A 22,940-nucleotide genomic window follows, 5' to 3' on the forward strand; every position below is an offset into this window, starting at 1 on the left:
TGGGGACCGTCCGCTCCCGCCCGTACCGCGCCCGCCGGCTTTTCCAGGAGGCGTGGCAGCCGCACGCCGCCTGAGACGGGCGTCCCGGGCCGGGCGGGTACCGGGCCGGGCGGGCAGCGGCTGCTGGGCGTCGGTTGGCGGGCGGTGAGAACGCCGAGGCTGCCCGTTCGATCGGGCCGCAGCCCGGCGGGGCCGCGCTCGCCGACCGCGAGAGCGACTGCAACCGGGGGCGCGGACGACCTGCCGCGCGCCATGTCGAACGGACGTGCCATGAGTGTTCCTCTGGTGCTCGCGCCGTGCCACTCGCATACTTGGTGCCGGGTCAGCGCACTCGTCCGCTGTCGTCACGGGGGAAGCACGATGACGGGGCATTCACTGAGCGGTACCTCGGTGCCAGGGCTCGGTCCGCCGGAGGACTGGGAGTCCTTCCTCTTGGGCCGCGGCCTTCCGGAGTCCGTGGTCGCGCTCGTCGCCGCACGGGTCGGGGGATGGACGGGCCCGGACGGTCCGCCAGGTGTGCAGACGGCCGCGCTGTCGCTGCTCAGGGCCGCGGTGGAGCGTGGTGAGGCCGTCGGTGAACGGCGGGCGGTGGCCTGCTTGGAAGCTCTGGGAGAGAGCTATCCGCGGCTACGGTGGACCACCGTGGCCCCCGAAGACCGCCTGATCACAACTGCCGTGACCGACTCGCCGGTCACGGCATTGGGGCCCTGCACCGGACGGGAGGCATCGGATCCCGGTTTCACCGTCGGTACCGCGTCGGGATGCGTGGAGTCCTGGGAGGGGGACGCTCTGCGGCGCGTGGGCCGTCTCCGCGGGCCCGTCCACGCCGTGGCCGGGCATGGACGGGAGGTACTGGCCGGAGGCCCGGACGGTGGCTGGGAGTTGTTCGGAAGCCGCGCGCACCGGGGGACCGTACGGGGCGGCACGAACGCGGCCGTGACCGCCGTGGCCCTGAGGGCCGACGGTTGGATGGCGCTCGGTACGGAAACCGGCGCGGTGCAGGTGGGCCCGGGGCCCGAGCGGCTCGAAGACATCGGGGGCGCACGCGACACCAGGGTTCGCCTGCTCGCCTGGCTGGCGGACGGGACGCTCGATGCCCAGTGGGCGGACGGCGGAGCACGGTTCCGGATGGCCGGTGAATCGCAACCCGGACCGGCCCGGGACGACCCGCGTGCGGCGCCCGTCACGATGAAGGCGTCCGCACCGCCTCCGCGGCCCTGGGCCGACCATGCTCACGAGTACATCGACACCGTCGCCGGACGGGCAGGACGACTGGCCGAGGCGTGGAGCGACGGCATGCTCGTGATCTGGGGAACGGACGGGTCGGCGCGCCTGGTGCAGCGTTCCGGGGTGCGTGCAATGGCCCTGTCGGACGAGGGCCGGCTCGCGGTCTGCGGTGCGGACGGACGGCTGGAGGTACGTGACCCGAGCCACGACGGTGCACTGCAGATTCTTCCGGCCGACGCCTCGGCGGTCGTCTTCCTCGACGAGGAGCGCCTGGCGTGCGCCGAACAGCGGGAGATCACGCTGTGGGACACGGACCCGACCCGGTGGGGGCTCGAGACGGCGCGGGAGCCGGACGACCGCATCACAGCCGTGGCTGTGGCGGCCGACGCCCCGCACCGGGTCGCCGTGGGCACGATCGGCGGCGGGCTGCGCCTCTATGAGGGCAGAGGCCGGGTCAGGGAGCGCGGGTTCTGCACCCCGGGCAAGGTGCACCAGTTGGTTGCGAAGCCCGGCAGCGCCGGGCAGACCTGGCTGGCCGCCACCGACACCGGCTTCTACGAGTGGCGGCTGGGACACAGCCCCGAGCCGCAGGCCGCCGGCGCCTGCACCGCCGTCGGGGCCGTGCCCGATGCTCCACCGGTGTACGCGCTCGGGTCGGCGGTGTGCGCCGGGGACAAGGTGGTACGTGAGCTGTGGAGGCATCCTTCGCCGGTCACCAGCGTTGCGGTCAGCGCCCGTCACGGTATCGCGGCCCTGGACTACTCGGGTGCTTTGACATTCGGCACGCACCGTGGTCGCCGCCGGACGTACCCCGCGTTCCTTCCGGGACACACCGTCCTCGGCTGGGCTCCCGAGGGGAGTCTGTTCTGCCTCAGCGGCACCGACGACACGGGCTACGTCTCGGTAGTCCGTGTCACCCCGGACGGCGAAGTCGAACCAGCCGTTGCCGGCATGCCGGCCGGGACGCGGGCGGCCGTCGGCGAGGACGGCACACTCGTCACCATCCATCCCGTGCATGGCCTGCAGATGATGGAACCGGCCGGCGGTGTACGGGCCCGGTGGCCCGTGACGGGACGCGTGGTGGGCTTGGGGGAGGGCCACGTGCTGGTCGGGACCGACACGGAGCTGGAGGTGTACGACGTCATGCCGGCCGCCTCCTCCTCGGATACGTCGGGCGAAGTCATGGTGCGGGTCGCACAGGACGACGACCACCGATGCCTGCTGCGGTGGGATCTCCCGGCCCGCCGGGGGATCACCCTCGGGGCCGTCCCTTCCCGGCCCGACCCCCGGGACGACGGGCTGGGCCGGCTGTGGCACGACGCGGACAGCCAGGACGTGCAGGTCCTGGCCGAAGCGGCCGATCGGGCGGAACGGCTGGGAGAGCAGGTATGGGCCGCCGGGCTCGCGGCGGCGGTGGATCGGGCCCGCGGACCCGATCCGGACCGACAGGTCCGACTGCGATGGGACATCCCGGACGTGAAAGCGCTGCACGCCGTGCCCTGGGAGTTGCTGCACGACAGGGACACCGGTCTGCTCTGCTTCCAGGAGCCGCCGATCACCACGGTGCGTTCCGTGGCCCGACTCTCCACTGCGCAGCCGCTCCCCCCGCATGCCGCTCACGGACGACAACTGCTGATGTACCGGATCGGCAGCGACAGGGCACTGACTGCCGTCCGGACGGACATGGTGCGGCTGGGCCGACGCCTCGCCCCGAAAGGAATCGGGGTGAAAGAGGCCCCAGGCCCCGACCCGGGGGGACTGCCGCCGTGCGACATCCTCCACATCTGGGCACACTGCGGCGAGACCGGCATCGAGCTCGGCACGGGCACGAACACGAACACCGATCTGGAACAGTTCGTCGGCTGGGTGCGGGCCGGAGGGCCGCCCCGGCTCGTCGTGCTGGTCGGCTGCGAGTCCACGCGGGCGGCCCGGCTGCTGATCGAGGCGGGCGTGGAGACGGTGGTGGCCATGCGGCGGACCGTGATGACCGGCATGGTCTCCGTCCTGGTGGAGGACTTCACACGCGCTCACGCCGACGGGCTCCCTCCGGACCGGGCCTTTGCACAGGGGCTCGGCGCGTACATCCGAACCGGTCATCCGGGAGGCGCCGCAGTACCGGTCATCTATCTCAGATCAAGGAGCGAGTCGTGAGCCGAGCCACACTCTTCGTGGAGTCCTTCGATTCGGTGCGCACCGGAAGTACGTCCTCGGAGGCCCATCTGATCCAGCCGCAGTTGGAGGCGCTGGCGAGCCTGCTGATGGGCCGCAAGCTCGCTGTCGCCAACACATACGCCTTCGATTCCGCCAGCTTCCTGGAGTTCGCCGGCGTGATACTGGACGCCCTGCAGGTGTCGGCGGGGCCGATGCCGGAGGAGGACAGGCAGCGGCTGTCCCCCTTCGAACTGCGCGTGTGGGCGCCCGGCGCCGCACCGGGCGGGGTCAGCCTGCTCGGTGCGGCGGCGGACCAGCTGCGGCGCTCCGGAGGCGCGCGCAAGTTCGTCCTGTCGGCATGGCCGGAGATCGACGACCAGCCCGACGCCCGTGAGGAGATGGCCCGACTGCTCGACACCCTGCGGCGTGGTGACACCCTGCCGCCGCTGCTACCGGGATTCTTACGGGACGGCACGATGGGACGGCAGTTCGAGACGTTCCGCAGGCTCTACGCACTGGCGGGCGGCGGCCGTGAACTGCCCTGCGCGCGGCATCGGCCCGGCTACGCACTCGCCGACCACGTGGCCGGCTTCGCAGCGGTCGACGACAAGGCCATGGACGTGCTGTCCGCGGCCGCCGGTGTCCCCACGGAACTGGCGAACGACATTCGCCATGCGATACGGACCCAGATGGGGAACGACCCCGAAAACCCGCACCCCTCCATCAACAACCGCAGCTGGGTCCACGAACCGGACATCTATGCCGCCGGCCCCATCGACCTCCGGGTGCAGGAGTTCGTCGACACTCTCTACAACGCCGTGCTCGCCGCTTCCGCGGAGGCCATGGACGCCTATCTGAGTTCGCCCCCGCGCGTAGGCTGGGAGCGCGGCGTGCAGCAGAGCAACGAGTTGGCCCTTGCCTTCCTCCGGTCCAGGCAGGGCATGGACCCTCACGGCAGGCCCGCCCTCCAGGGACAGCTGAGCCGGGTCCGTGACGCGGTGGGGCTCCCCAGCCAGGAGCAGTTGGTGATCGGGATGAGTGCGATCTTCGAGGCCTACTTCGAGCACCGGACCACGGACGAGTCCCTCCAACACGCCTGGAACCAGTCCTGCGAACGGCTTCGTTACCTGTCCGGTCGCGGCGGTGACGCGTGGGTTCCTGCCGAGCTGGACGACGCCTGGCAGCGCCACCTGCAGCTCCTGCGCGCGATGCTGCCCGGGTCGGTGAAGAACGTCTCCCGCTCCATGGCGATCGAGGCGACCCTGGCGGGGTCGGCTCAGGTGTACAGGCTGGACCAATGGATTCCCGAGCTGTCCGGCGGGGCGTCGCCGGATCCGCAGGGAAGCTCCCCGCCGGCCCCGCCGCTGGCAACGGGCCAGTTGTATCCCGCTGAATCGACCGAGAGGTGACCACGTGCGACCCGACCACGTCATCCGCGCGACAGAGCCCGCCTTCGCGCATGATCCCTGGCTTCAGGTGTACCTGGACGACATCGTGTCCGGTGAGTCCTCCTCCCAGCGCCTGCGGCTGGTGGAGTCGGGGGGCGTGCCCGGCGTGGTCGTTCTGCCCCTGTGGGGCGAGCACATCGGAATGGTGAGGCAGTACCGGATCGTGCTGGACGACGACGTCTGGGAACTGCCCCGAGGATTCGGGGAGACACCCGACCCGGAGACGGACGCAGCCAGGGAACTCGGTGAGGAGACCGGACTGAGTGCCGACACATGGGTCCCTCTGGGCACGGTGGTGCCCAACAGCGGCCTGTCCGCCGGGGGGGTACGTCTCTTCTTGGCCAGGGTGAACGGGCATCGCAACCTCGATGCCATGGATGGCGAGGTCGACCGGTTCGAGTGGTGGCCGGTGTCCCGGCTTCGTGAGGCCATCGCGACGGACGAGATCCGTGACGGCTTCACCCTTGCGGCGTTCCTGCGGGCCGAGTTGCGCGGATTGCTGCCCACGAAGTGAGCGACAGGGGTCTGCAAGGTGAGTGAACTGTCGGTGCTACTGGGGGGCGGAGCGCCCGAGCCGTCGCTCCTTCCGTGGCTGGCGGAGCGGGTGAACACCGGTGAGCTGCGGGACACCGCGGAGACGGCGACGGCGCTCAGCGGATTCGCGCCATTTCAGTGGCCGGGCCTCGCGGACGCGGTCGCCGAGGTGCTGGTGCGCCGGCACGGCGCCGACGCCGCGGAGCTGGCCCCGCTCGTCGACGCCCTGCCCGGGCTGTTGCGCCACCTGGACCAGCCGGCCTGCGCCTTGGTCGACAAGCGGTCGGACTCGTTGAGCCCATCGGCACGCACCCTGTTGTCCGCCCGCGTCCGCACCAGTGTGAGCCCCCTGTCGGTGGAGGATCTGGGCGGAAGCCCGGACGCGGCCGGCACCGTCGCGCTGAGGAGCGGCCTGCGCCTCGAGGACGCCGTCGGCGCCGTCGAGGCGTGGCGGACCCTGCCGGACGCGCGGCCCGAGAGCGACCTGATGCTGGCGTTTCTGCTGCCACTGCTGGTCGTCCGAGGCAGACCCCGCCTGTCGGCCGGCCCGGTGCCCCACATCGGCCCGCTTCAGGAGGCCGCACTTCGAGCCGTGGCGGCTGCCCTCGACGGCGGGCCGGAATGGCGAGCAGCCGCCCTGATCGCCCACGTCGTACCGGCGTTGCCCAACCCGCAGCGCAGGCTTGTCGCCTCCCGGGTGCAGGAGGCGCGGCTCGGCGAGGCATGGGCTGCGCATGTGCTGGACAACGTCATCTGGGCGGACGGCGACTGGAGAGGGCCGGCCGCCGAACTGCTTGCCTCGCACCGGCTGGGCGCACGGCTCGACAGGATCGCGGTTCCATTCGGCGCGGAGGCCGACAGTGGGGCCATGCTGCGGCTGATGCGGGAAGATGCCGTACGGGCGGAGGCCGCGCGGCGGGAGAGCAGTGATCCGGTGACGCGGACCGTCCAGCTGGGTGGCAGCGGGCGACAGGACGGACCGCGAGGCGAAGAGCGTTTCCTCAACGCCCGTATGGTCTGGCCCTCCTCACGGAACCCCTTGCCCGCTACCTGCTCCCTGCGCCGTGGCGCGACATATGAACTGCGTCTGAACATCGGCGGCCGGGATCTCTCCGGCCCGGCCGTCGACCATCCCGTGCCTTTTCCGGTGGAGGAGTTGCCGGCGACTGCCCACGGCGGACATTGGCTCGATGTCCGTGTCATCGACATCGACTTCACCACGACATCAGCAGGGCCCCCGGCGGGGGCGTCCCGGCTCTTCCTGCCCGAGCACGGGCCCTCGTGGGTCTGTCCGTGCACCCCTGGCCGACCGCATCAGTGCACCGCCGACCAGCAGGGACGCTGGCTGTTCATCCCTGTGACCGCGCCGCCGGAGCTGGGTCCTGCACGGCTGGGGGTGGAGGTCCTCTACCAGGGAAACGTGCTGCAGTGCCTCAGGGCCGACTTCCGGATCCTCGACCGGGAGGAGCCGGGGCATCCGCAACGGGTGTCCCTCGCCTGGGACCTGACGGGAGGACTGAGAGGGCTGGAAGCCCTGTCGCCACGTGATGCGGGCATCGTGCAACTCAAGGGCGCCGACGGTACCTGGCATGTCACCGTGAACCAGGGCAGCGGGTCCGCCACGCGGTCGGTCACGGTCAGGCCCGGACGGGCGCTGGAGCCCCTGGTGGAGTCCTGCCGCAGCACCCTCACCCGGATCCACATGCGGGAGGGTAAGAAGGGCAGGTCGGGAGGCAATCTGCTCGGCCGGGACAACGGCAAGAGCGTGAAGGAGTTCACGAGGGATCTCGCCGAACTGGCCACAGTGGGCAGGCGCCTGTGGGACGGACTCTTCAGTACCGCCGCCGACCGTCAGGCGGTCACGGAAGCCCTGCGCCCGTCCAGGAACGTGCAGATAGCCTATTCGGTGCGGGAATGCCCCTACATACCATGGTCCCTGGTCTACGACCTGCCGTACTACGGCTCCGAGGAAGCGGTGACGTACTGCTCTGTGATCGACGAGCTGGACGACCTGGACCCTGCCGCCGAGACAAGGGTCTGTCCTCGCGCCGATCAGCATCCGGACAGAAGAGGGGCCTCAGCCGCAAACTTCCTGTGCCCCTTCGGCTTCTGGGGCATACGGCACAACATCGACGCGCCGCCCCACCGGGACGGGGGCCGCCCGTTCGTCTCGGAGACCGTCCGGCCCGCCGGGCACCCCGTCATGGTCGCGGCGGTTGACCTTTCGGACGGTCTGCGTGACCGTCACCGGCGGGCCCTGGGCGATGCCGTGGGCTCCGACGCGGTCCACTTCACCGAGACCGGACAGCAGTTCATGGATCAACTGCGCTCGACTCCCCCGTCTCTGGTCTACTTCTGCTGCCACTGCGGCCCGGATCCGCACAGCAAGGGTCTTCAAGACCCCTGCCTGATGCTCCCGACGCCTCCGAAGCCCGGCATCACCCCCGGCCGCCTGCGGGCATTGGACGACTCTCGCGAACCTCTGGAGTACTGGAAACACGTGGGGCCCCTGGTGTTCATCAACGGCTGCGCCACCGCGGCGGGGGAACCGTCCGCGACGTGGCTCGACTTCGTCGAGACGTTCGCCTTCCTCTACGCCGCCGGAGTGGTGGGTACAGAGACGGAGGTCGAGGCGCACCTTGCGACCGAAGTGGCCGAGGAGTTCTGGGCAGCTCTCGGCAAGGGTGAAACCGTCGGACAGGCCCTGCACTCGGTACGGATCCGGCTGCTGCGCAAGAACAACCTGCTCGGGCTCACCTATACCGCACATTGCTTCGGAGATCTGCGCCTCAAGAGCGCAATGGCTTGACGGGGAGGGCTCGTGAAGATCGTCGACGCTGTCGGTGCGGCCTGCTTCGGACTGGTCGTCGGATGGATCACCTACCGAACGCTGCGGCGGCGGGAGGACAAGGCATCGCTGAAGGACATCAGCGCCGTGGTCGGGGTCGTCGGTGGCGGGGGTGTCGTGTCCCTGTTCGAGGAGACGAGCCTGTTCTCCTGGTACGCCATCGGCCTGGCAGCCGGGTTCTTCCTCTACCTGGCCGTGGCCTCCCTGGCCAAGGGGGAGAGCGCCGAATGGCTGGGAACCCGCTCAAGGGAATGACGCCGATATCGCACGCAGTTGGACTCCCTGGTGTCGCTTTTCAGCCCCCTTGAATGTGGGGAGGTGGCCCCCTGTTTCCCTGTGCGGTCGGCTCGGGGCGCGGTGACGACGTTGCCGTCGTTCCGTTTCCCCGAGCCGCCGGCCCGAACCGGACGTGCGTGTCTCCACGCATCCGGCTGTCCACGTGTCTTGCCCTGCGGTCAGCCGGTTCCGGCTGCCGAGCCGATGGTCCACGGAGTCGGGATACGTGCTCCGCGATAGCGATAGCGTTCGATCATGATGCTGGATGCGCCGAGGAACGCGGTGTCGCCGTAGGCGAACCGCCACCCCTGGTCACAGAATCTCTTCAACTGGCTGCCCCCGTTACCGCTTCACGACGAGGTCGCCCACCCAACCGTCGACCGCCTTCAGCGACACCCCGAAGACTGCGGCTACGTCCTCACGGTCCCGCCTCGCCACCAACGCGGCCACCGCCCTCAGCCGAAGGGCCGCCCGCGCCGACGGCGACAGATGCCGTGCGTCCCCCACCAGATCGCACACCCCCCCCCAACGACCCAGAACCCAGACCGTTTCGGATCAATAGGTCTCCCTGCTGGTGGCCAGGGCACGGCTGATGGCGCGGGCCACGGTGACCACAGCGGGGATGTGCGCCGCCGGCTGGATGGTCTCGGACGGGGTGACGACCGAGACGGCGGCGACGGTGGTGTCGTGCCGGTCGAGGATGGGGGCGGCCACCCCGGTCATCTCGGTGTCCCATTGGCGGCGGGAGAACACCGCGTACCGGTCGCGGCGGATGGCAGCAAGCTCAGCCCGCAGCGCCTCGCCGGTGGGGTGTGAGTCGTCCTCCTCGGTCGGCCCCTCGCCGACGAGGAAGTCATCTTGCACCTCGGCGGGGGCAAAGGCGAGCAGGACCAGTCCGGGTGCAGTGGCATTGAGTGGGAGGCGGCCGCCGACGCGGTACATGATGCGTTTCGCGTTGTGGGCGGACAGTCGCTCGACCAGGACGCCCGCCAGACCTTCGCGCACCACGAGCTGCACGTGTTGGCAGGTAGCGTGGTGGAGATCGTGCAGGTGGGGCAGGGCGGCGGCGCGCACGCCGTGGCCGCGTGGGGCGAGGGTGGCCAACTCCAGCAGGCGTAAGCCGATGGTGTAGTGGCCATCGTCGGTGCGCTCCAGCGCGCCTTGGCCGACCAGTTGGCGGGCCAGGCGCAGCGCGGTGGCCTTGGGTAAGCCAGCCCGGGCGGCCAGAGCGGTCAATGACAGCACGCGCGTGTCCGGCCCGAAACAGGCGAGTAGGCGAAAGGCCCGGTCCAGCAGGGGTTCGCCGCGGGCCGGGCGGCGTCCTCGCACGTGCGAGCTCGCCTGGTTGGCGCCGTTGCTGTCGTTGTGGTCGTTCACGCTCAAGCTCCGCGGATCGCGCCGGATGGGTCCATTCAATGAAACCAGGGGTGCCGGACCACCGCCGAACCGGCAAGTATCTCCCGGGGCGGCTCTCCCTCAGGGGGCGGCGCCTCGCTTCTCGACTTGAGGTTGGGAAGGGGCCGTGCCTTTGTCAGGACGCGGGCGGCGGCACGGCCGTGGCGACGCCCTCGCGCTCGCGCAGTGCAAGCGGATCTTCTTCGAGAAGATCAGCGCGCGGGTCAAGCTGCGGCTGGAGCTGGAGCTGGAGCTGGAGCTGGAGTGGAAGAGGCCACTGCTGCCCCCTTACCCGGGCTCGACGGAATTCCCGTCACCTAGAGTTACAAGATGTGGTCTGACCAGGGAGGGTGCAATGGAGAGGAGGCGTGACTCCAGGCGCTGGCGTTCTCGCTGGTCGGCGCGGTGACGACTGCCAAGTGGCATCGCACTGGCTGGAACTGCAGCCAATCAACGGACCCTTCGCGAACACTCCATCTACCGAAGAAGGCCGTCTTGTGAGCTTTCTATCAGTAACACCCCGCGACGGACGCCGTCGGTGGGCGGTGCTGGCGGTGGCGTCGCTGCTGTGCGCCCTGCTGGGCGGCATCTATAACGCCGCGCCCGCGGCCGCTGCGCCCCTCTCCCGGACCTCCCTGCTCACCAACAACATCCAAGGTGCGTCCCAAACCGACTCCAAGTGGAGAACGATGGTGGCCGGGTTCATCCGCCACAACGCTCCCATCGTGATGATCCAGGAGGCGGGGCCCTCGGGCCCTCCCGGCGCCACCGAGTTCGCCCCGATCAACAGCAACGGGAACCAGGTGCGGCACTTCGTATGGGCACCGGGCCGGGACACGACGGCCAACGTGTATTTCGTGCAGACCGACAACAACGGCGGCACCGGGACGGGTGGCCGGGTCAACATCGCGATCGTCACCCGGGCGACGCCGGACGAGGTGATCGTCGTGCCCAACCCCGTCAACGCCGGCCGGGTGGCCCTCGGTGTCCGCTTCGGCGACAACTGGTACTTCAGCATTCATGGCCTCTCCGGCGGCGGCAACGATTCCGGGGCGCTCCTAGGCGCGATCGACACCACGATCACCGGCTTGAACGCCAACTACACCTATACCGTCGGTGGCGACTACAACCGCGATCCCTCGCTGCTGCAGCTCCCGGCCGGCGCCCGCGTCTATGCCACCGGTGAGGCCACGCAGCAGAGCGGCGGCGAGCTCGACTACTTCGTCACCAACGATCCGAGTGCCCCGACGAGCGGCGCCACCCGCCAGAACGGCAGCCAGTCGGACCACTACCCGGTCCAGCTCGGCGGGATGCAGGCCGCCGCGGAGCCGCAGGACCTGCGGGGCATGTTCAACGGCGACATCATCTACGGCAGCATGCCCAACAAGACGAAGACCGAGGAAAAGCTCTGGTGGACCATCGCCGAGTCGATCGACTTCAAGCGGTCAGTGGACTTCGTCGGATCCGGCATGTCGAGCGACGGCATACCGGTCGAGGGCGCCTCCGGCGAGGAGATCAGCACCATCGCCAGCCGGGACGCGACGGCCATACCCAAATACAAGCCGAACGTTGTCATGCTGCAGGCGGGCACCTGGGACATCCAGCATGGCCACGCGTCCGGGGCGCCCGGCCGGCTGTCGGCCCTGGTCGATCAGATCCATAACGACGATCCCGCCGCGGTCGTCATGGTCGCGACCCTCGCACCGACCACCAACGCCGCCGACGAGACGCAGGTGACCACGTTCAACGCGGCGGTCAAGCAGATGGTTGAGGACAAAGTGGCGGCCGGGCAGCGCGTGGTGCTGGCCGACCTGGGCGCACTGACCACCGTCGACCTGACCGCCGATGGCGTGACCCTCAACGACACCGGTCAGCAGAAGGTCGCCGACTCCTTTACCGGCGCCCTGGAATGGGCCACGACGATGGGCTGGATCTCCGAGCCCGCGTCGGACTCGCAGCTCAACGGTTCGCCGTGTGACATCTACACCTACTACGGCACCCCGTGCGTCGGTGCGTACAGCACGACCCGGGCCATGTATTCCGGCTATGACGGGCCGCTGTACCAGGTCAAGCGGACTTCGGACGGCGCGACGAGCGACGTCGGCCTGCTGGTCACGGGCGGTCACGTCAAGGCGTCCGCCCAGGACTCGTTCTGCGCGAACACCACCTGCACGGTGACCGAGCTCTACGACCAGTCGCCGCAGGGCAACGACTTGACCATCGCGCCCGGCGGCGGTGCCGCACCCCGTGCCGACAAGGGTGCCGACGCTACCGCGCTGCCGATCACGGTCGGCGGCGACGAGGCGTACGGGCTGTACATCACCCCCGGTACCGGCTACCGCGACAACAACACCCGCGGGGTGGCGGTCAACGGGCAGCCCGAGGGCATGTACATGGTAGCCAGCGGAACCAACGTGAACGATGGCTGCTGCTACGACTTCGGCAACGCAGAGACCAACACCCGGGACACCGGCAACGGGCACATGGACGCGGTCAACCTCGGCACCAAGTGCTACTTCGCCCCCTGCACGGGCAACGGGCCGTGGGTCGAGGCGGACCTGGAGAACGGCCTGTTCTCCGGCGACAACGGCTCCAACCTCGCCAACAAGGGCAACAACAGCAACTTCGTCACCGCACTGTTGAAGAACAACGGCCGGACGACGTACGCGCTCAAGGGGGGTGACTCCCAGAGCGGGGGACTCAGCACCTGGTGGCAGGGGGGCTTGCCGACCCGAGGAGGCTACAAGCCGATGCAGCAGGAAGGTGCCATCCTGCTCGGCGTCGGCGGCGACAACAGCAACTGGTCGCGGGGATCCTTCTTCGAGGGCGTCATAACGGCGGGATATCCGTCCGACACCGCCGACGACGCCGTCCAGGCGAACATAGTCAAGGCCGGCTACGCGGGCAACTCCGGCGGCAGCGCGACGGGTGCCTCGACGCCGGCCGGGCAGGCGGTGGTCCACGACGGCTACTCCAGCGTCTACACGGTGAACTCGGCGAACGGACACCTGCAGGAGTCGTACCTGCCGAAGATGGGTGACCCGTGGTCGACGCAGGACCTCTCGGCCAAGTACGGGACGCCGGAGGTGATGCCCGGCACCAAGCCGGTCACGCTCACCCATGACGGCTACACCAGCGTGTTCACCGTGGACGCGGACAACGGGCACATCCAGGAGTCGTACCTGCCGAAGATGGGTGACCCGTGGTCGACGCAGGACCTCTCGGCCAAGTACGGCGCGCCGCCGACGGCCTGGACACCGACGGCGGTGGTCCACGACGGCTACACCAGCGTCTGGACGGTGAACAAGGTCAACGGCCACCTGCAGGAGACCTACCTGCCGAAGATGGGTGACCCGTGGTCGACGCAGGACCTCTCGGCCAAGCACGGCACCCCGCAGGTGCAGGCCGGGTCGTCGCCGGTCGCGGCCGTGCACACCGGTTACACCAGCGTGTGGACCGTCGACGCCAACCACCACCTGCAGGAGACATATCTGCCGAAGATGGGTGACCCATGGTCGACCCAGGACCTGACCGCAAAATACGGCACTCCGCCCACGTCGGTGACGCCGACCGCCGTCGTTCATCAGGGCTACACCAGCGTCTACACGGTCGACGACGCCAGCAGCCACCTGCAGGAGACCTACCTGCCCGCGATGGGTGATCCATGGACGACCCAGGACCTCTCCGCCACATACGGTACGCCATGGGTGGCGCCGGGCACACAGCCCGTCGCGTTGGTGCACACCGGCTACACCAGCGTCTATACGGTGGACGGAGGCTCCAACGACGTCCAGGAGACCTACCTGGCTGGTGTAGGTGCGCCTTGGACCACCCAGGACTTCACCCAGAAATACGGCACCCCGACCACCACGGACACGCCGATACCCCTGCTGCACCCCAACGAGAGCGAAGCCGTGACCTGGACGAGCGTCTACACGGTGGGCCAGTTCAACAACCACCTGGAGGAGTCCTACCTGCCGGCTATCGGCGACAACTGGACCTTCCAGGACCTGTCGGCGAAGTACGGCACCCCGCCGGTGGCGGATTCCCAACTCGCCACGTCGACCTGGTCGGTGGTGCACGATGGCTACACCAGCGTGTACACGGTCGACGCGTCGAACGGGCACCTGCAGGAGACGTACCTGACCGCGATGAACCAGCCGTGGGCGACCCAGGACCTCTCGGCCAAGTACGGCACCCCGGCAGTGATGGGCGGCGTGGCGCCGGTCGCGGTCACGCACAACGGTTACACCAGCGTGTACACGATCGATGCATCCAACGGACATCTGCAGGAGACGTACCTGCCCGCGATGGGTGATCCGTGGACAACCCAGGACCTCTCGGCGAAGTACGGCACGCCGGCGGCGAAGACGACGCCGACGGCGGTGTTCCATGACGGCTACACCAGCGTCTATACGCAGGACAGGTCGAACGGCAACCTGTGGGAGACCTACCTGCCAGCGCTCGGCGCCCCGTGGACGTCGCAGAATCTGTCGGCCAAGTACGGCACGCCGACCGTCGACGCGTTCACCTCGCCGGTCGCGATCGTGCACTCCGGCTGGGTCAGCGTCTACACGATCGACGCGTCCAACGAGCACCTGCGGGAGACCTACCTGCCAGCGATCGGCGACCCGTGGGCAACCCAGGACCTGTCGGCGAAGTACGGCACGCCGGCAGTCGACATCCAGACATCCCTGACCGTGTCCGTGCACAGCGGGTTCACCAGCGTGTACACGGTCGACAATGGCAACAATCACCTGCAGGAGACCTACCTGCCGGCGATAGGGGACGACTGGGTCACGCAGGACCTGTCCGACAAGTACGGCACCCCTGCCGTGAAGACGGGCATGACACCGGCGGCGCTCTACCACTCAGGCTACGCCAGCGTGTACACCGTCAACGCGTCGAACGGTGACCTGCAGGAGACATACCTGCCGGCCATCAGCGACAACTGGAGTACCCAGAACCTGACCGCCAAGTACGGCACGCCCACGCCGGACCAGCCACCGTCGCCGCTCCTGCACTTCGACACCAGCGGGGGCCTGACCTGGACCAGCCTGTTCAGCGTGGACGGGTCCAACAACCACCTGCAGGAGACCTATCTGCCGGCCATCGGCCAGTCGTGGATCACGCAGGACCTGAGTGACAAGTACGGCACACCGCCGGTGTGACCCTCAGCCCGCGGCGGCCGGGGCCACCGGCCGCCGCTCGCGGAAATACGCGCATTTCCGCGACAAGCAGCTCCGGCGCCTCTAGGACGTGTGTCGAAAGTGCCTGGTGAGGATGGAGGAGAGCCCATTTGTGATCCAGAATGATTGGATGGTCACGCTTGAGACTCCTCGTTTGATCCTGCGTCGCTGGCGCGAGGAAGACGTTGCGCCCATGGCTGCCGTCAATGCCGACGCCGCGGTCATGCGGTGGATCCGTGACGGCAGCGTCCTTGACGAACAGCAGACTCGTGGCCGGGTCCAGGCATGGGAGAGCGAGTGGGAGTCACAGGGGTTCGGCCTGTTCGCCGTGGAGATCCGGTCCACTGGCGAGCTGGCCGGGTTCACCGGCCTTTCGGTGCCCAACTTCTTGCCGGAGGTACTGCCGGCGGTTGAGGTCGGCTGGCGGCTGGGACGTTCCCACTGGGGACAGGGCTTGGCCACCGAGGCCGCTGCGGCCGCTGTACGGTTCGGGTTCGAAGAGCGAGGGCTGGAGCGGATCGTCAGCATCACTCAAGTGGGCAACGACGCCTCCGAACGAATCATGACCAAACTGGGCATGCATCCGGTCCGTGAGACGGTCAATCCCACCGGAGGTCGGCGAGTACGGGTGTTCGAGTTGTCGTCGGACCAGTGCGTCACAACCACTCATTGACGGCGGCAACGAGGACAGTGGCCTCGTAGCGGACCGCGAGTTTGTCGTACCTCGTGGCCACAGCCCGGTGCCTCTTGAGGCGACTGATACCGCACTCGACCGCGTGTCGAGCCTTGTAGTCCTGCGGGTCGAACTTCGGCGGCCGACCGCCGCGCGAACCGCGTTTCTTGCGGTTGCGTGCTTGGTCGGCCTTGCCCGGGATGGTGCAGCGGATTCCCCGGCGGCGCAGGTAGGCGCGGTTCTTCCGGGAGGCGTACGCCTTGTCGGCGCGCACCCGATCTGGCCGGGTACGCGGCCTGCCCGGCCCGAGACGAGGGACACGGACCTTGTTCAGGACAGGCGCGAACTGCGGGGAATCCCCGCGCTGTCCGGCCGTGATCACGATGGACATGGGCTCTTGGCCCTGTTCGACGGCCAGGTGCAGCGTCGGTTGGCGGGCATACCCGCTTCGACCAGATCAGCGGCGGCGTTGATCCGCCGGGCGTACTCGACGCCATCGACACGATCGCCACGAACCATGTCACAAACCTGCGATCACGTGGTGCTGTGCTGCGGTGCAGGCACGGGCCGTGCGGCGCACGGCCCGTGCCTGCGGGCGGGCGGGAGGGGAACCCGGGAGAGACGGTCGGGGCGCCGTCCCGGGGTCAGCCGCGGTTCGGTCGCCCCGACACCGTTCCGGGCAGGGCGGAGGGGGTGGCGCTCGGGCCGAGGGGGGTGGTACGCCGGGGACAGCCGGTGCTCGATCCCTCGGTGCGCCATCGGCCGGTTCGGGTGTGGCCCGTCAGGGTCACCCGCGCCGCGTCGATGTCCGGGTCGCTGACGAGGTGAGCCGCGGCGGCCGTGCAGATCAGCTGGTAGGCGGCGGTGTGGGGCAGACGGCTCTTGAGATTCCGGGGCAGTTCGATCGTCACGGTGTCGGCGTGCGTCCGTATGTCCACCACGAGTGGCACCCGGGTGGGAGGCGGAGTCGGTGGCTGCGGTTCGACCGGCACCCGCGGCAGTTCGGTGGTCAGGCCCTGGAGCCGCTCCGGGCCGGTCGGTCCCCCGAGAAGCATCTCCACGGCGTTCCCGGCGTCGACCGGACCGTTGGCTGTGCGGGGGACGACGACCAGGGCGCCGTCCCGGACGAAGTAGAGCTGCACGGTCGGCCGGACACCGGTGGCGGCGGCTCCCGCCCCCACCACGCCGGTAGGAGCGATACCGCAGGCGGAGAGCACCGACAGGGCTGCCGAGAGGAGCGAGCGGCGCAGGAGTGGGGTGGTGGAACGGCGAGCGGGTCTCATCGATGCCCTCCAGCGGACCGGTCGTCGGGGTGTCGCAGGGGAAGGGCCACGGTGAAGAGGGCGCCGCCCTCGGCGTGGTTCGCCGCACGGATGGTGCCGCCGTGCACGCGGACGTTCTCGGCGGTGATCGCAAGTCCGAGGCCGCTTCCCTCGGTGCGGGTCCTGGCCGTGTCCGACTTGTAGAAGCGCTCGAAGACATGGGGCAGGACGCTGTCGGGGATGCCGGGGCCGCTGTCCCTTACCTCGATGACCGCCTGCGTCTCCCGCCCCGCCCGTTCGGCGGACAGGCGCAGCTCCACGGGCCGTGCGCCGTGCCGCAACGCGTTGCCGACCAGGTTCGCGACGATCACGTCGAGGCGGCGTGGATCGACACGGCCGCGCAGTGCGCCGGGCTCGGGCAGCAGGGCGTCCACCTCCCCCGACCAGGCGCGGGACGCGAGCGTGCGGCGTACGGACTCGGCGAGATCGATCTCGTCGAGATGGAGGACGGCCGCGCCCGCGTCGAAACGGGCGATCTCCATGAGGTCGTCGACCAGACGCGTCAGTTTCACGGTCTCGGTGCTGATCAGCTGTACGGCTGCGGCGGTGTCGGAATCCAGCCGGGCTGCCCCGTCGTCCAGTACGTCGGTGATCACGGACATGGCGGCCAGGGGCGTACGGAGTTCGTGGGAGACGTCGGCGGCGAAGCGGCGGGCGCGTGCCTCCATGTCGCGCAACTCGGCCACCGAGGTCTCCAGCGCGGCGGCGGTCTCGTTGAACGTGCGCGACAGATCGGCCAGTTCGTCGGAGCCGTCGACGGTGAGCCGGGTGTCGAAGCGGCCTTCGGCGATGCTGCGGGTGGCATGCCGCAGCGCGCGCACCGGCCGCAGCACTCCGCGAGCGGCCAGCAGGGCGAGCAGGACGGCGAGGACGAGGGCGGGTACGGTGGCCCGCTCGACGGCGGCGACCAGGGCGTCGACGTACATCTGCTCGTTCGCCAGAGGCACCGTCAGGAAGACCTGGACACCGGATGCGCGAGGGCCCTGTTCGGCCGGATACGCGAACGTGACCGGCATGCCGACGACGAGTGATGCACGCCCGCCGTCGCGCACCCGCTGGAAGGCCGTGAACGGGTGGGAACGCGCGGCCTCACGCAGTGCGGGCGTCAGTTCCTCGAAAGGGTCACCGGGGACGGAGGTGGCACTCAGGCCTCGATAGACGGCGAGTACGCGCCAGGCAGGGGACTGCTCGCCGGCCGCGAGGTCGACCGCGAAGCGCCGCAGTTCGGACTCGGACGGGGGGAAGCCGAGGGCGGGGGCGAGCCGGTCGACGCGGGCGCGCAGCTGCTTGATCACGGCGTCCTGGCTCTGCTGGAGGATGCCGGTACGTGCCTCGCGGAAGGTCAGGGCTCCGGTGGCGGCGGCGGTGAGGACGGTGACGAGGCCGAAGGCGATGATCAGGCGAGCACGGAGGCCGCGCGGTCGAGGTGGTCCGATCCGGTCCGTGACCGGGGCCTTCGCCGGGGTGGGGGCCTTCACCGAGGCCCGAACCGGTAGCCGAAGCCGCGCACGGTCTGGACGTATCGGGGCCGGCCGGCCTGTTCCCCCATCTTGGACCGCAGCCGTTTGACGCAGGCGTCCACGAGGCGCGCGTCGCCGTGGTAGCTGTGCTCCCAGACCGTCTCCAGGAGCTGCTGGCGGCTGAACACCTGGCCGGGCGAGGCGGACAGGGTCAGCAGCAAGCGCAGTTCGGACGGCGCGAGGGCGATCGGCACGCCCTGCCGGGTGACGGACATCCCGGCCCGGTCGACGGACAGGTCTCCATGGGTCTCGATCCTGGGGATGCCGTCGGCGGTCCGGGTGGCGGTGGCGCGGCGGAGGACGGCGCGGATGCGCGCCTCCAGCACACGCGCCTGGACGGGCTTGACAACGTAGTCGTCGGCTCCCGCTTCCAGGCCGACGACGATGTCCACCTCGTCTCCCCGCGCCGTCGCCATGATGATCGGCATCGCCTGGTCGATGCTGCGGATCGCACGGCACACCTGCAGGCCGGTCATCCCGGGCAGCATCAGATCGAGTACGACGACGTCCGGCCGGAACGAACGCAGCCGGGTCATCCCGTCCTCCCCGGTCCCGGCGGCCGTCACCTCGTGGCCCTGGTGTCGCAGTGCGAGTGCGACGGCCTCCCGGACGGCGCGATCGTCCTCGATCAGCAGAACACGTGGCATGGGATCAGTATCGGCTCCGAAACGAAAAGCGGAGAGCATTGTTACAGGATGATCATACGGAGGTTCGTTATCGCTTCGTGATCTCTCGGGCCAGGTCCGCGCACATCCCCCGCCCAGCCTGAAGGGCCATGAACGCGCACAAGACAACCCGCTCACGTTCCCGTCGCCGCAGGCCCGTCCGCAGGCACGCCTCCGCGGGCAGGGACGGGAAGCGGACCCGGCCGGCGGGTCTGGCCGCAGCGGCCGTACTGGTGCTGGCAGGTTCAGCCGCCGCAGGGTGGACGTCGTTCTCGTCCGGCACCGAAGGGAACGCCGCCTCGGGCGGTTCCGACCACGCCACGGGCCCGGCCGCTCCCGGCCCGTCCCCCGTTCCCCCCGAAAGCCCCTCTCGGCGACCGCCGGGCCACCGTTCCACGCCGGGCTCCACCGCCTCCGCCTCCAAGCCGTCGGTGCCTTCCGTCCCCACGTCCGGTGCAGGAACGTTCACCACCGCCCCCGGAACGGGCGCCAGGGCGGGGCGGGGCAAGACCCTGCGCTACCGGGTCGACATCGAGGACGGTCTCTCCCTGTCCGCCGCCGACGTCGCCGCCCAGGTCGAGAGCATCCTCGCCGATCGCCGCGGCTGGACGGCGAACGGCACGTCGGCCTTCCAGCGCGTCTCCAGCGGCCCGGCGGACTTCGCCGTGCGCGTCGCCACCCCGACAACCGTGGACGACATCTGCGGACGGTACGGCCTGGACACCGGCGGCGAACTCAACTGCGACGTGGGCGGACAGGTCATGGTCAACCTCAAGCGCTGGCTGCTGGCAACTCCCGTCTACGCCAAGGACGTCACCGCGTACCGCGCGCTGATCATCAACCATGAGGTCGGCCACTTCCTCGGCCACGGCCACGTCGGCTGCCCCGGCAGAGGCGAACCGGCCCCCGTGATGATGCAGCAGATCAAGGGCATGCACGGCTGCGTCCCCAACGTCTGGCCGTACGACACCCACGGGAGGTACGTCACCGGCCCCGCCCTCCCCTGATCCCACCGGGGCGGACGGACCCGGTTCCGGCGATGCTCAGGAGGCGATCCCGGGGTCCGGCACCGGAACCTGGAAGCACACCAGGATCGAGGAGATGAGCTGGTACTGCCCGATGAGGCACAGCACGGTGATCATGCCGGGCTCGCCGAACAGGTCGACCGCCTCGTGGTACAGCTGGTCCGCGACCTCGCGCTGCCTCATCAGCGCCGCGGCCAGCCGCTGGGCGGTGGCGGCCCGGCGCCCCAGCCCGTCCGGTGCCTCGCCGCGGACGATCGCCTCGACGGAGGCCTCCGGCAGCCCCGCGGTGCGTGCGGCACGACGGTGGGCTCGATCTCGTAGGGCGCCGGCCACGCGGCGCCGACGGTCAGGATGACCGCCTGCCAAAGGTCCTCGGCCAGTCCCGCCGCGGTCACCTCCGCCGTGAACCGGCCGAGCCCCGCGGCCAGTTCGGGAACCCGCAGCAGGGCGTTGAAGGGGCCGATGAAGCGCCCGTCCGGGAGCCGCACGGTGAAGCCGTCGTGAGCGGCTTCCGGGACGACCGTCTGCTCCAGGACGCGGTAGGCCTGCATCTGCGCGCCGTCGAGGTCGTCGGGAGCAAGGAGGGCGAGTCGGCCACCGAGCCGGTCCGGTCCGCGGTCCTGCACAGATCGCATGTCGCTGCTCATGAGTATGCTCTTTCGTCATGGAGTGGTCTTCCACTGCTCTGCGGGTGCTGCGCGCGGTCGCCGAGACCGGATCCTTCACCGCCGCGGCCGCGGCGGTCGGATACACGCAGTCCGCGGTGTCCCGGCAGGTCGCGGTGCTGGAGCAGGCGACCGGCGTCCCGTTGTTCGAGCGGCAGCCGAGCGGGGTCCGGCTGACCGCAGCCGGAGCGACGTTCCTGCGGCATGCCTCGACAGCGCTCGACGAGGTCGACCAGGCCGCACGGCTTTTGCACGAGCCGGCCCCGAACCGGCCCACGCTGCGGCTGGGCGCCTTCACCAGCATCGGGGCGGCCCTGGTCCCCGAGGCTCTCGCGCTGCTGCGGCAGCGGCGCCCCGGCATCGACGTCTTCACCCGCGAGGCCTACACCCCCGCGCTCACCCGGAGCCTGCGCGCCGGCACGATCGATCTCGCGGTGATCTCCGCCCGGCCGCCCTATCCCAGCCCTGACGACCAGAACCCTCCGCTGGACCTGGACGTCCTGGTGGAGGGCGACCTGATGGTCGCCGTCCCCGCGGCCGGCGCGATCGGCCGCGACGGCACGGCGACCCTGGCCGAGTTGCAGGACGCCGAGTGGATCGCGGGTCCCGACCGGGCGGGCGAGCCCGGCATCGGCGTGTGGCCGACGCTGCCCCGGCAGCCGGTCGTCAGACACCGACCCCGCGACTGGGTGTCGAAGCTCCACCTCGTCGCGACCGGCTGCGGCGTGACCACCGTGCCGCCGTCGCTCATCGGCCTCCTGCCCGAGGGTGTGCGCCTGGTCCGGGTGGTGGACGGCGCCCGGGTGACCCGCCGGGTGCTGCTTGCCAGGCTCCCCGGAGCGCCCGCCGCCGATGTACTCGAGCTCGCCCGCTGTCTGCACGAGGCCGCCGAACGCCTGCCGTTGGCCTGAGCGGCGTTTCCGCCGGCCGAACCGTGCGGCCCGCTACCGCTCCGTGGGGACCTTGTCGGCAGCGATCCGGGTGTCGAACCTGGTGACCGGATCCAGAATCCGGCCGTCGGCCCACCAGTTCGGCGACGGTGACTCGACCACGTTGAGGTAGATGTCGCGGGTCTCCAGGCCGGCACCCTCGAGGAGGTTCGCCACCAGGGTCCGGTACAGCTCCTTCAGCGTCTCCTCAGGCCGGTGACCGAAGTACATCTGGACGAACACGGCCTGCGGTCGGCGCTCGAGCCCGAACGCGACCGGAGCCGTGATCAGGTTGTCCGGTTCGAGCTCGTGGAAAACGTGGTACTTGTCGTCGTCCGGAATCCCGAGTACCGCCACCAGAGCGGCGTGGATCGCGTCAGAAATGGCCCGCTTGTGCTCGGCCGACTTTCCCTTCCGCAGGTAGATCTTCGTCATCGGCATAGGGGTCTCCCTTGTCCGGCGCCCGGTCCCTCCGAGCCGCCGACATCAAGTGTGGGCATTCCGATCGCACCCCGTCCAACAATCATTCCGCATATCCGGTATGCCGATCGGTTGTGCCGTCCAGCTCCATGGGGAAACGCGATACCCGGCATACCGGATCGCCTTCGGCCGCCTCGATCGGCGCGCCCGGCGACATCGCCGCATGACGAGTTCCCCCCTGACCGGCCGCCGGCCGGCCGAGGCGTCCGGCCGACCGGAAATACCGCCCTGAACGGCCGTCCCGCGTTCTGGACGACCGCCCTTGAGCCGGTGGGCGGCGGCATCTCCGCAATACCTTTCTCCCGCATTTCCGGCCGACCTGAAATCGATGGCGCCGACTCCGCGTCTCGGGACCCGGTGAATGACATCCCCGGTCCGGGAAACACCCGGGATGGTCGAGGTCCGAGCGCGACCCCCTCATCCCAGGAGTCCGGGGGTGCCGGCGCCGGGACCCCGGGTTCCCGCCCGTCCGCGCGGGTGCGCGACGGGCCCCGTCTGTGGTGCGCCGCGGGCTGCTCGGCCCGGTGAGCGGCGCCGCGGAGTCCGGTCGGAGCGGGACGACGGCCGGCGGCGCACCCCCTTTGGGTGCCACG

Annotated in this window: 16 protein-coding genes and 1 pseudogene; 9 read left to right on the forward strand and 8 right to left on the reverse strand. The window is 69.8% G+C overall.

Annotation, left to right across the window (positions count from 1 at the left end; translation table 11 throughout):
• Positions 1 to 360 precede the first annotated feature (360 nt).
• From JS756_RS31215 to JS756_RS31235, 5 genes are read left to right on the forward strand one after another with little or no spacing between them, the layout of a single operon-like run.
• Complete coding sequence (locus JS756_RS31215) at positions 361 to 3,378, forward strand: hypothetical protein (RefSeq protein ID WP_205386623.1); 3,018 nt, start codon at positions 361 to 363, stop codon at positions 3,376 to 3,378.
• Positions 3,375 to 4,787, forward strand: coding sequence for a hypothetical protein (locus tag JS756_RS31220; RefSeq protein WP_205386624.1), 1,413 nt, complete (start codon positions 3,375 to 3,377; stop codon positions 4,785 to 4,787). The genes JS756_RS31215 and JS756_RS31220 overlap by 4 nt, the downstream gene beginning before the upstream one ends.
• A 4-nt stretch (positions 4,788 to 4,791) precedes the next feature.
• The gene (locus JS756_RS31225; RefSeq protein WP_205386625.1) at positions 4,792 to 5,340 is read left to right on the forward strand and encodes an NUDIX hydrolase; all 549 of its coding nucleotides are present in this window, start codon (positions 4,792 to 4,794) and stop codon (positions 5,338 to 5,340) included.
• Positions 5,341 to 5,358: 18 nt separating this feature from the next.
• Positions 5,359 to 8,169: a hypothetical protein gene (locus JS756_RS31230; protein WP_205386626.1), complete on the forward strand. Its 2,811-nt coding sequence runs from the start codon at positions 5,359 to 5,361 to the stop codon at positions 8,167 to 8,169.
• Positions 8,170 to 8,181: 12 nt separating this feature from the next.
• Entirely contained in the window at positions 8,182 to 8,463 is a 282-nt protein-coding gene (locus JS756_RS31235; protein ID WP_205386627.1) for a hypothetical protein, read from the forward strand.
• Between the two features lie 576 nt (positions 8,464 to 9,039).
• On the opposite strand, the gene JS756_RS31240 is transcribed toward JS756_RS31235, so the two are convergent.
• Positions 9,040 to 9,861: an IclR family transcriptional regulator gene (locus JS756_RS31240; RefSeq protein ID WP_307791258.1), complete on the reverse strand. Its 822-nt coding sequence runs from the start codon at positions 9,859 to 9,861 to the stop codon at positions 9,040 to 9,042.
• Positions 9,862 to 10,433: 572 nt separating this feature from the next.
• Between JS756_RS31240 and JS756_RS37205 the strand changes: the two genes are divergently transcribed.
• On the forward strand, positions 10,434 to 15,050 hold the full coding sequence (locus tag JS756_RS37205) for an arabinofuranosidase catalytic domain-containing protein (protein WP_307791259.1): 4,617 nt from the start codon (positions 10,434 to 10,436) through the stop codon (positions 15,048 to 15,050).
• 148 nt (positions 15,051 to 15,198) lie between these two features.
• Positions 15,199 to 15,741, forward strand: a complete 543-nt coding sequence (locus JS756_RS31250; RefSeq protein ID WP_205386628.1) for a GNAT family N-acetyltransferase — start codon at positions 15,199 to 15,201, stop codon at positions 15,739 to 15,741.
• Here JS756_RS31250 and JS756_RS31255 read toward each other — a convergent pair.
• The 4 genes and pseudogenes from JS756_RS31255 to JS756_RS31270 form a co-directional block, all read right to left on the reverse strand.
• A pseudogene (locus tag JS756_RS31255) lies at positions 15,725 to 16,168 on the reverse strand (transposase); the annotation flags it as partial. The gene JS756_RS31250 and the pseudogene JS756_RS31255 sit on opposite strands and share 17 nt — an antisense overlap.
• A gap of 217 nt (positions 16,169 to 16,385) precedes the next feature.
• The gene (locus JS756_RS31260) at positions 16,386 to 17,024 is read right to left on the reverse strand and encodes a GerMN domain-containing protein (protein WP_205386629.1); all 639 of its coding nucleotides are present in this window, start codon (positions 17,022 to 17,024) and stop codon (positions 16,386 to 16,388) included.
• Complete coding sequence (locus JS756_RS31265; RefSeq protein ID WP_205386650.1) at positions 17,021 to 18,460, reverse strand: ATP-binding protein; 1,440 nt, start codon at positions 18,458 to 18,460, stop codon at positions 17,021 to 17,023. The genes JS756_RS31260 and JS756_RS31265 overlap by 4 nt, the downstream gene beginning before the upstream one ends.
• Before the next feature lie 77 nt (positions 18,461 to 18,537).
• Positions 18,538 to 19,230 (reverse strand): response regulator, encoded by a 693-nt coding sequence (locus JS756_RS31270; RefSeq protein WP_205386630.1) that lies wholly within the window; start codon positions 19,228 to 19,230, stop codon positions 18,538 to 18,540.
• Positions 19,231 to 19,358: 128 nt separating this feature from the next.
• Here JS756_RS31270 and JS756_RS31275 point away from each other — a divergent pair, with 128 nt between their 5' ends.
• Positions 19,359 to 20,255, forward strand: coding sequence for a DUF3152 domain-containing protein (locus JS756_RS31275; protein ID WP_205386631.1), 897 nt, complete (start codon positions 19,359 to 19,361; stop codon positions 20,253 to 20,255).
• A gap of 36 nt (positions 20,256 to 20,291) precedes the next feature.
• Here JS756_RS31275 and JS756_RS31280 read toward each other — a convergent pair whose 3' ends face one another.
• Both JS756_RS31280 and JS756_RS31285 read right to left on the reverse strand, forming a co-directional pair.
• The gene (locus tag JS756_RS31280) at positions 20,292 to 20,456 is read right to left on the reverse strand and encodes a hypothetical protein (RefSeq protein ID WP_205386632.1); all 165 of its coding nucleotides are present in this window, start codon (positions 20,454 to 20,456) and stop codon (positions 20,292 to 20,294) included.
• The gene (locus JS756_RS31285) at positions 20,456 to 20,908 is read right to left on the reverse strand and encodes a hypothetical protein (protein ID WP_205386633.1); all 453 of its coding nucleotides are present in this window, start codon (positions 20,906 to 20,908) and stop codon (positions 20,456 to 20,458) included. Before JS756_RS31285 ends, JS756_RS31280 begins: the two co-directional genes overlap by 1 nt.
• A gap of 29 nt (positions 20,909 to 20,937) precedes the next feature.
• On the opposite strand from JS756_RS31285, the gene JS756_RS31290 reads away from it, so the two are divergent.
• Positions 20,938 to 21,849, forward strand: a complete 912-nt coding sequence (locus JS756_RS31290; RefSeq protein ID WP_205386634.1) for a LysR family transcriptional regulator — start codon at positions 20,938 to 20,940, stop codon at positions 21,847 to 21,849.
• Positions 21,850 to 21,882: 33 nt separating this feature from the next.
• Here the strand turns inward: JS756_RS31290 and JS756_RS31295 are convergent, their stop codons facing one another.
• Positions 21,883 to 22,308, reverse strand: coding sequence for a tautomerase family protein (locus JS756_RS31295; protein ID WP_205386635.1), 426 nt, complete (start codon positions 22,306 to 22,308; stop codon positions 21,883 to 21,885).
• Positions 22,309 to 22,940: the final 632 nt, after the last annotated feature.

This window comes from Streptomyces actuosus, from assembly GCF_016921115.1.
Taxonomy (GTDB): Bacteria; Actinomycetota; Actinomycetes; order Streptomycetales; family Streptomycetaceae; genus Streptomyces; species Streptomyces actuosus_A.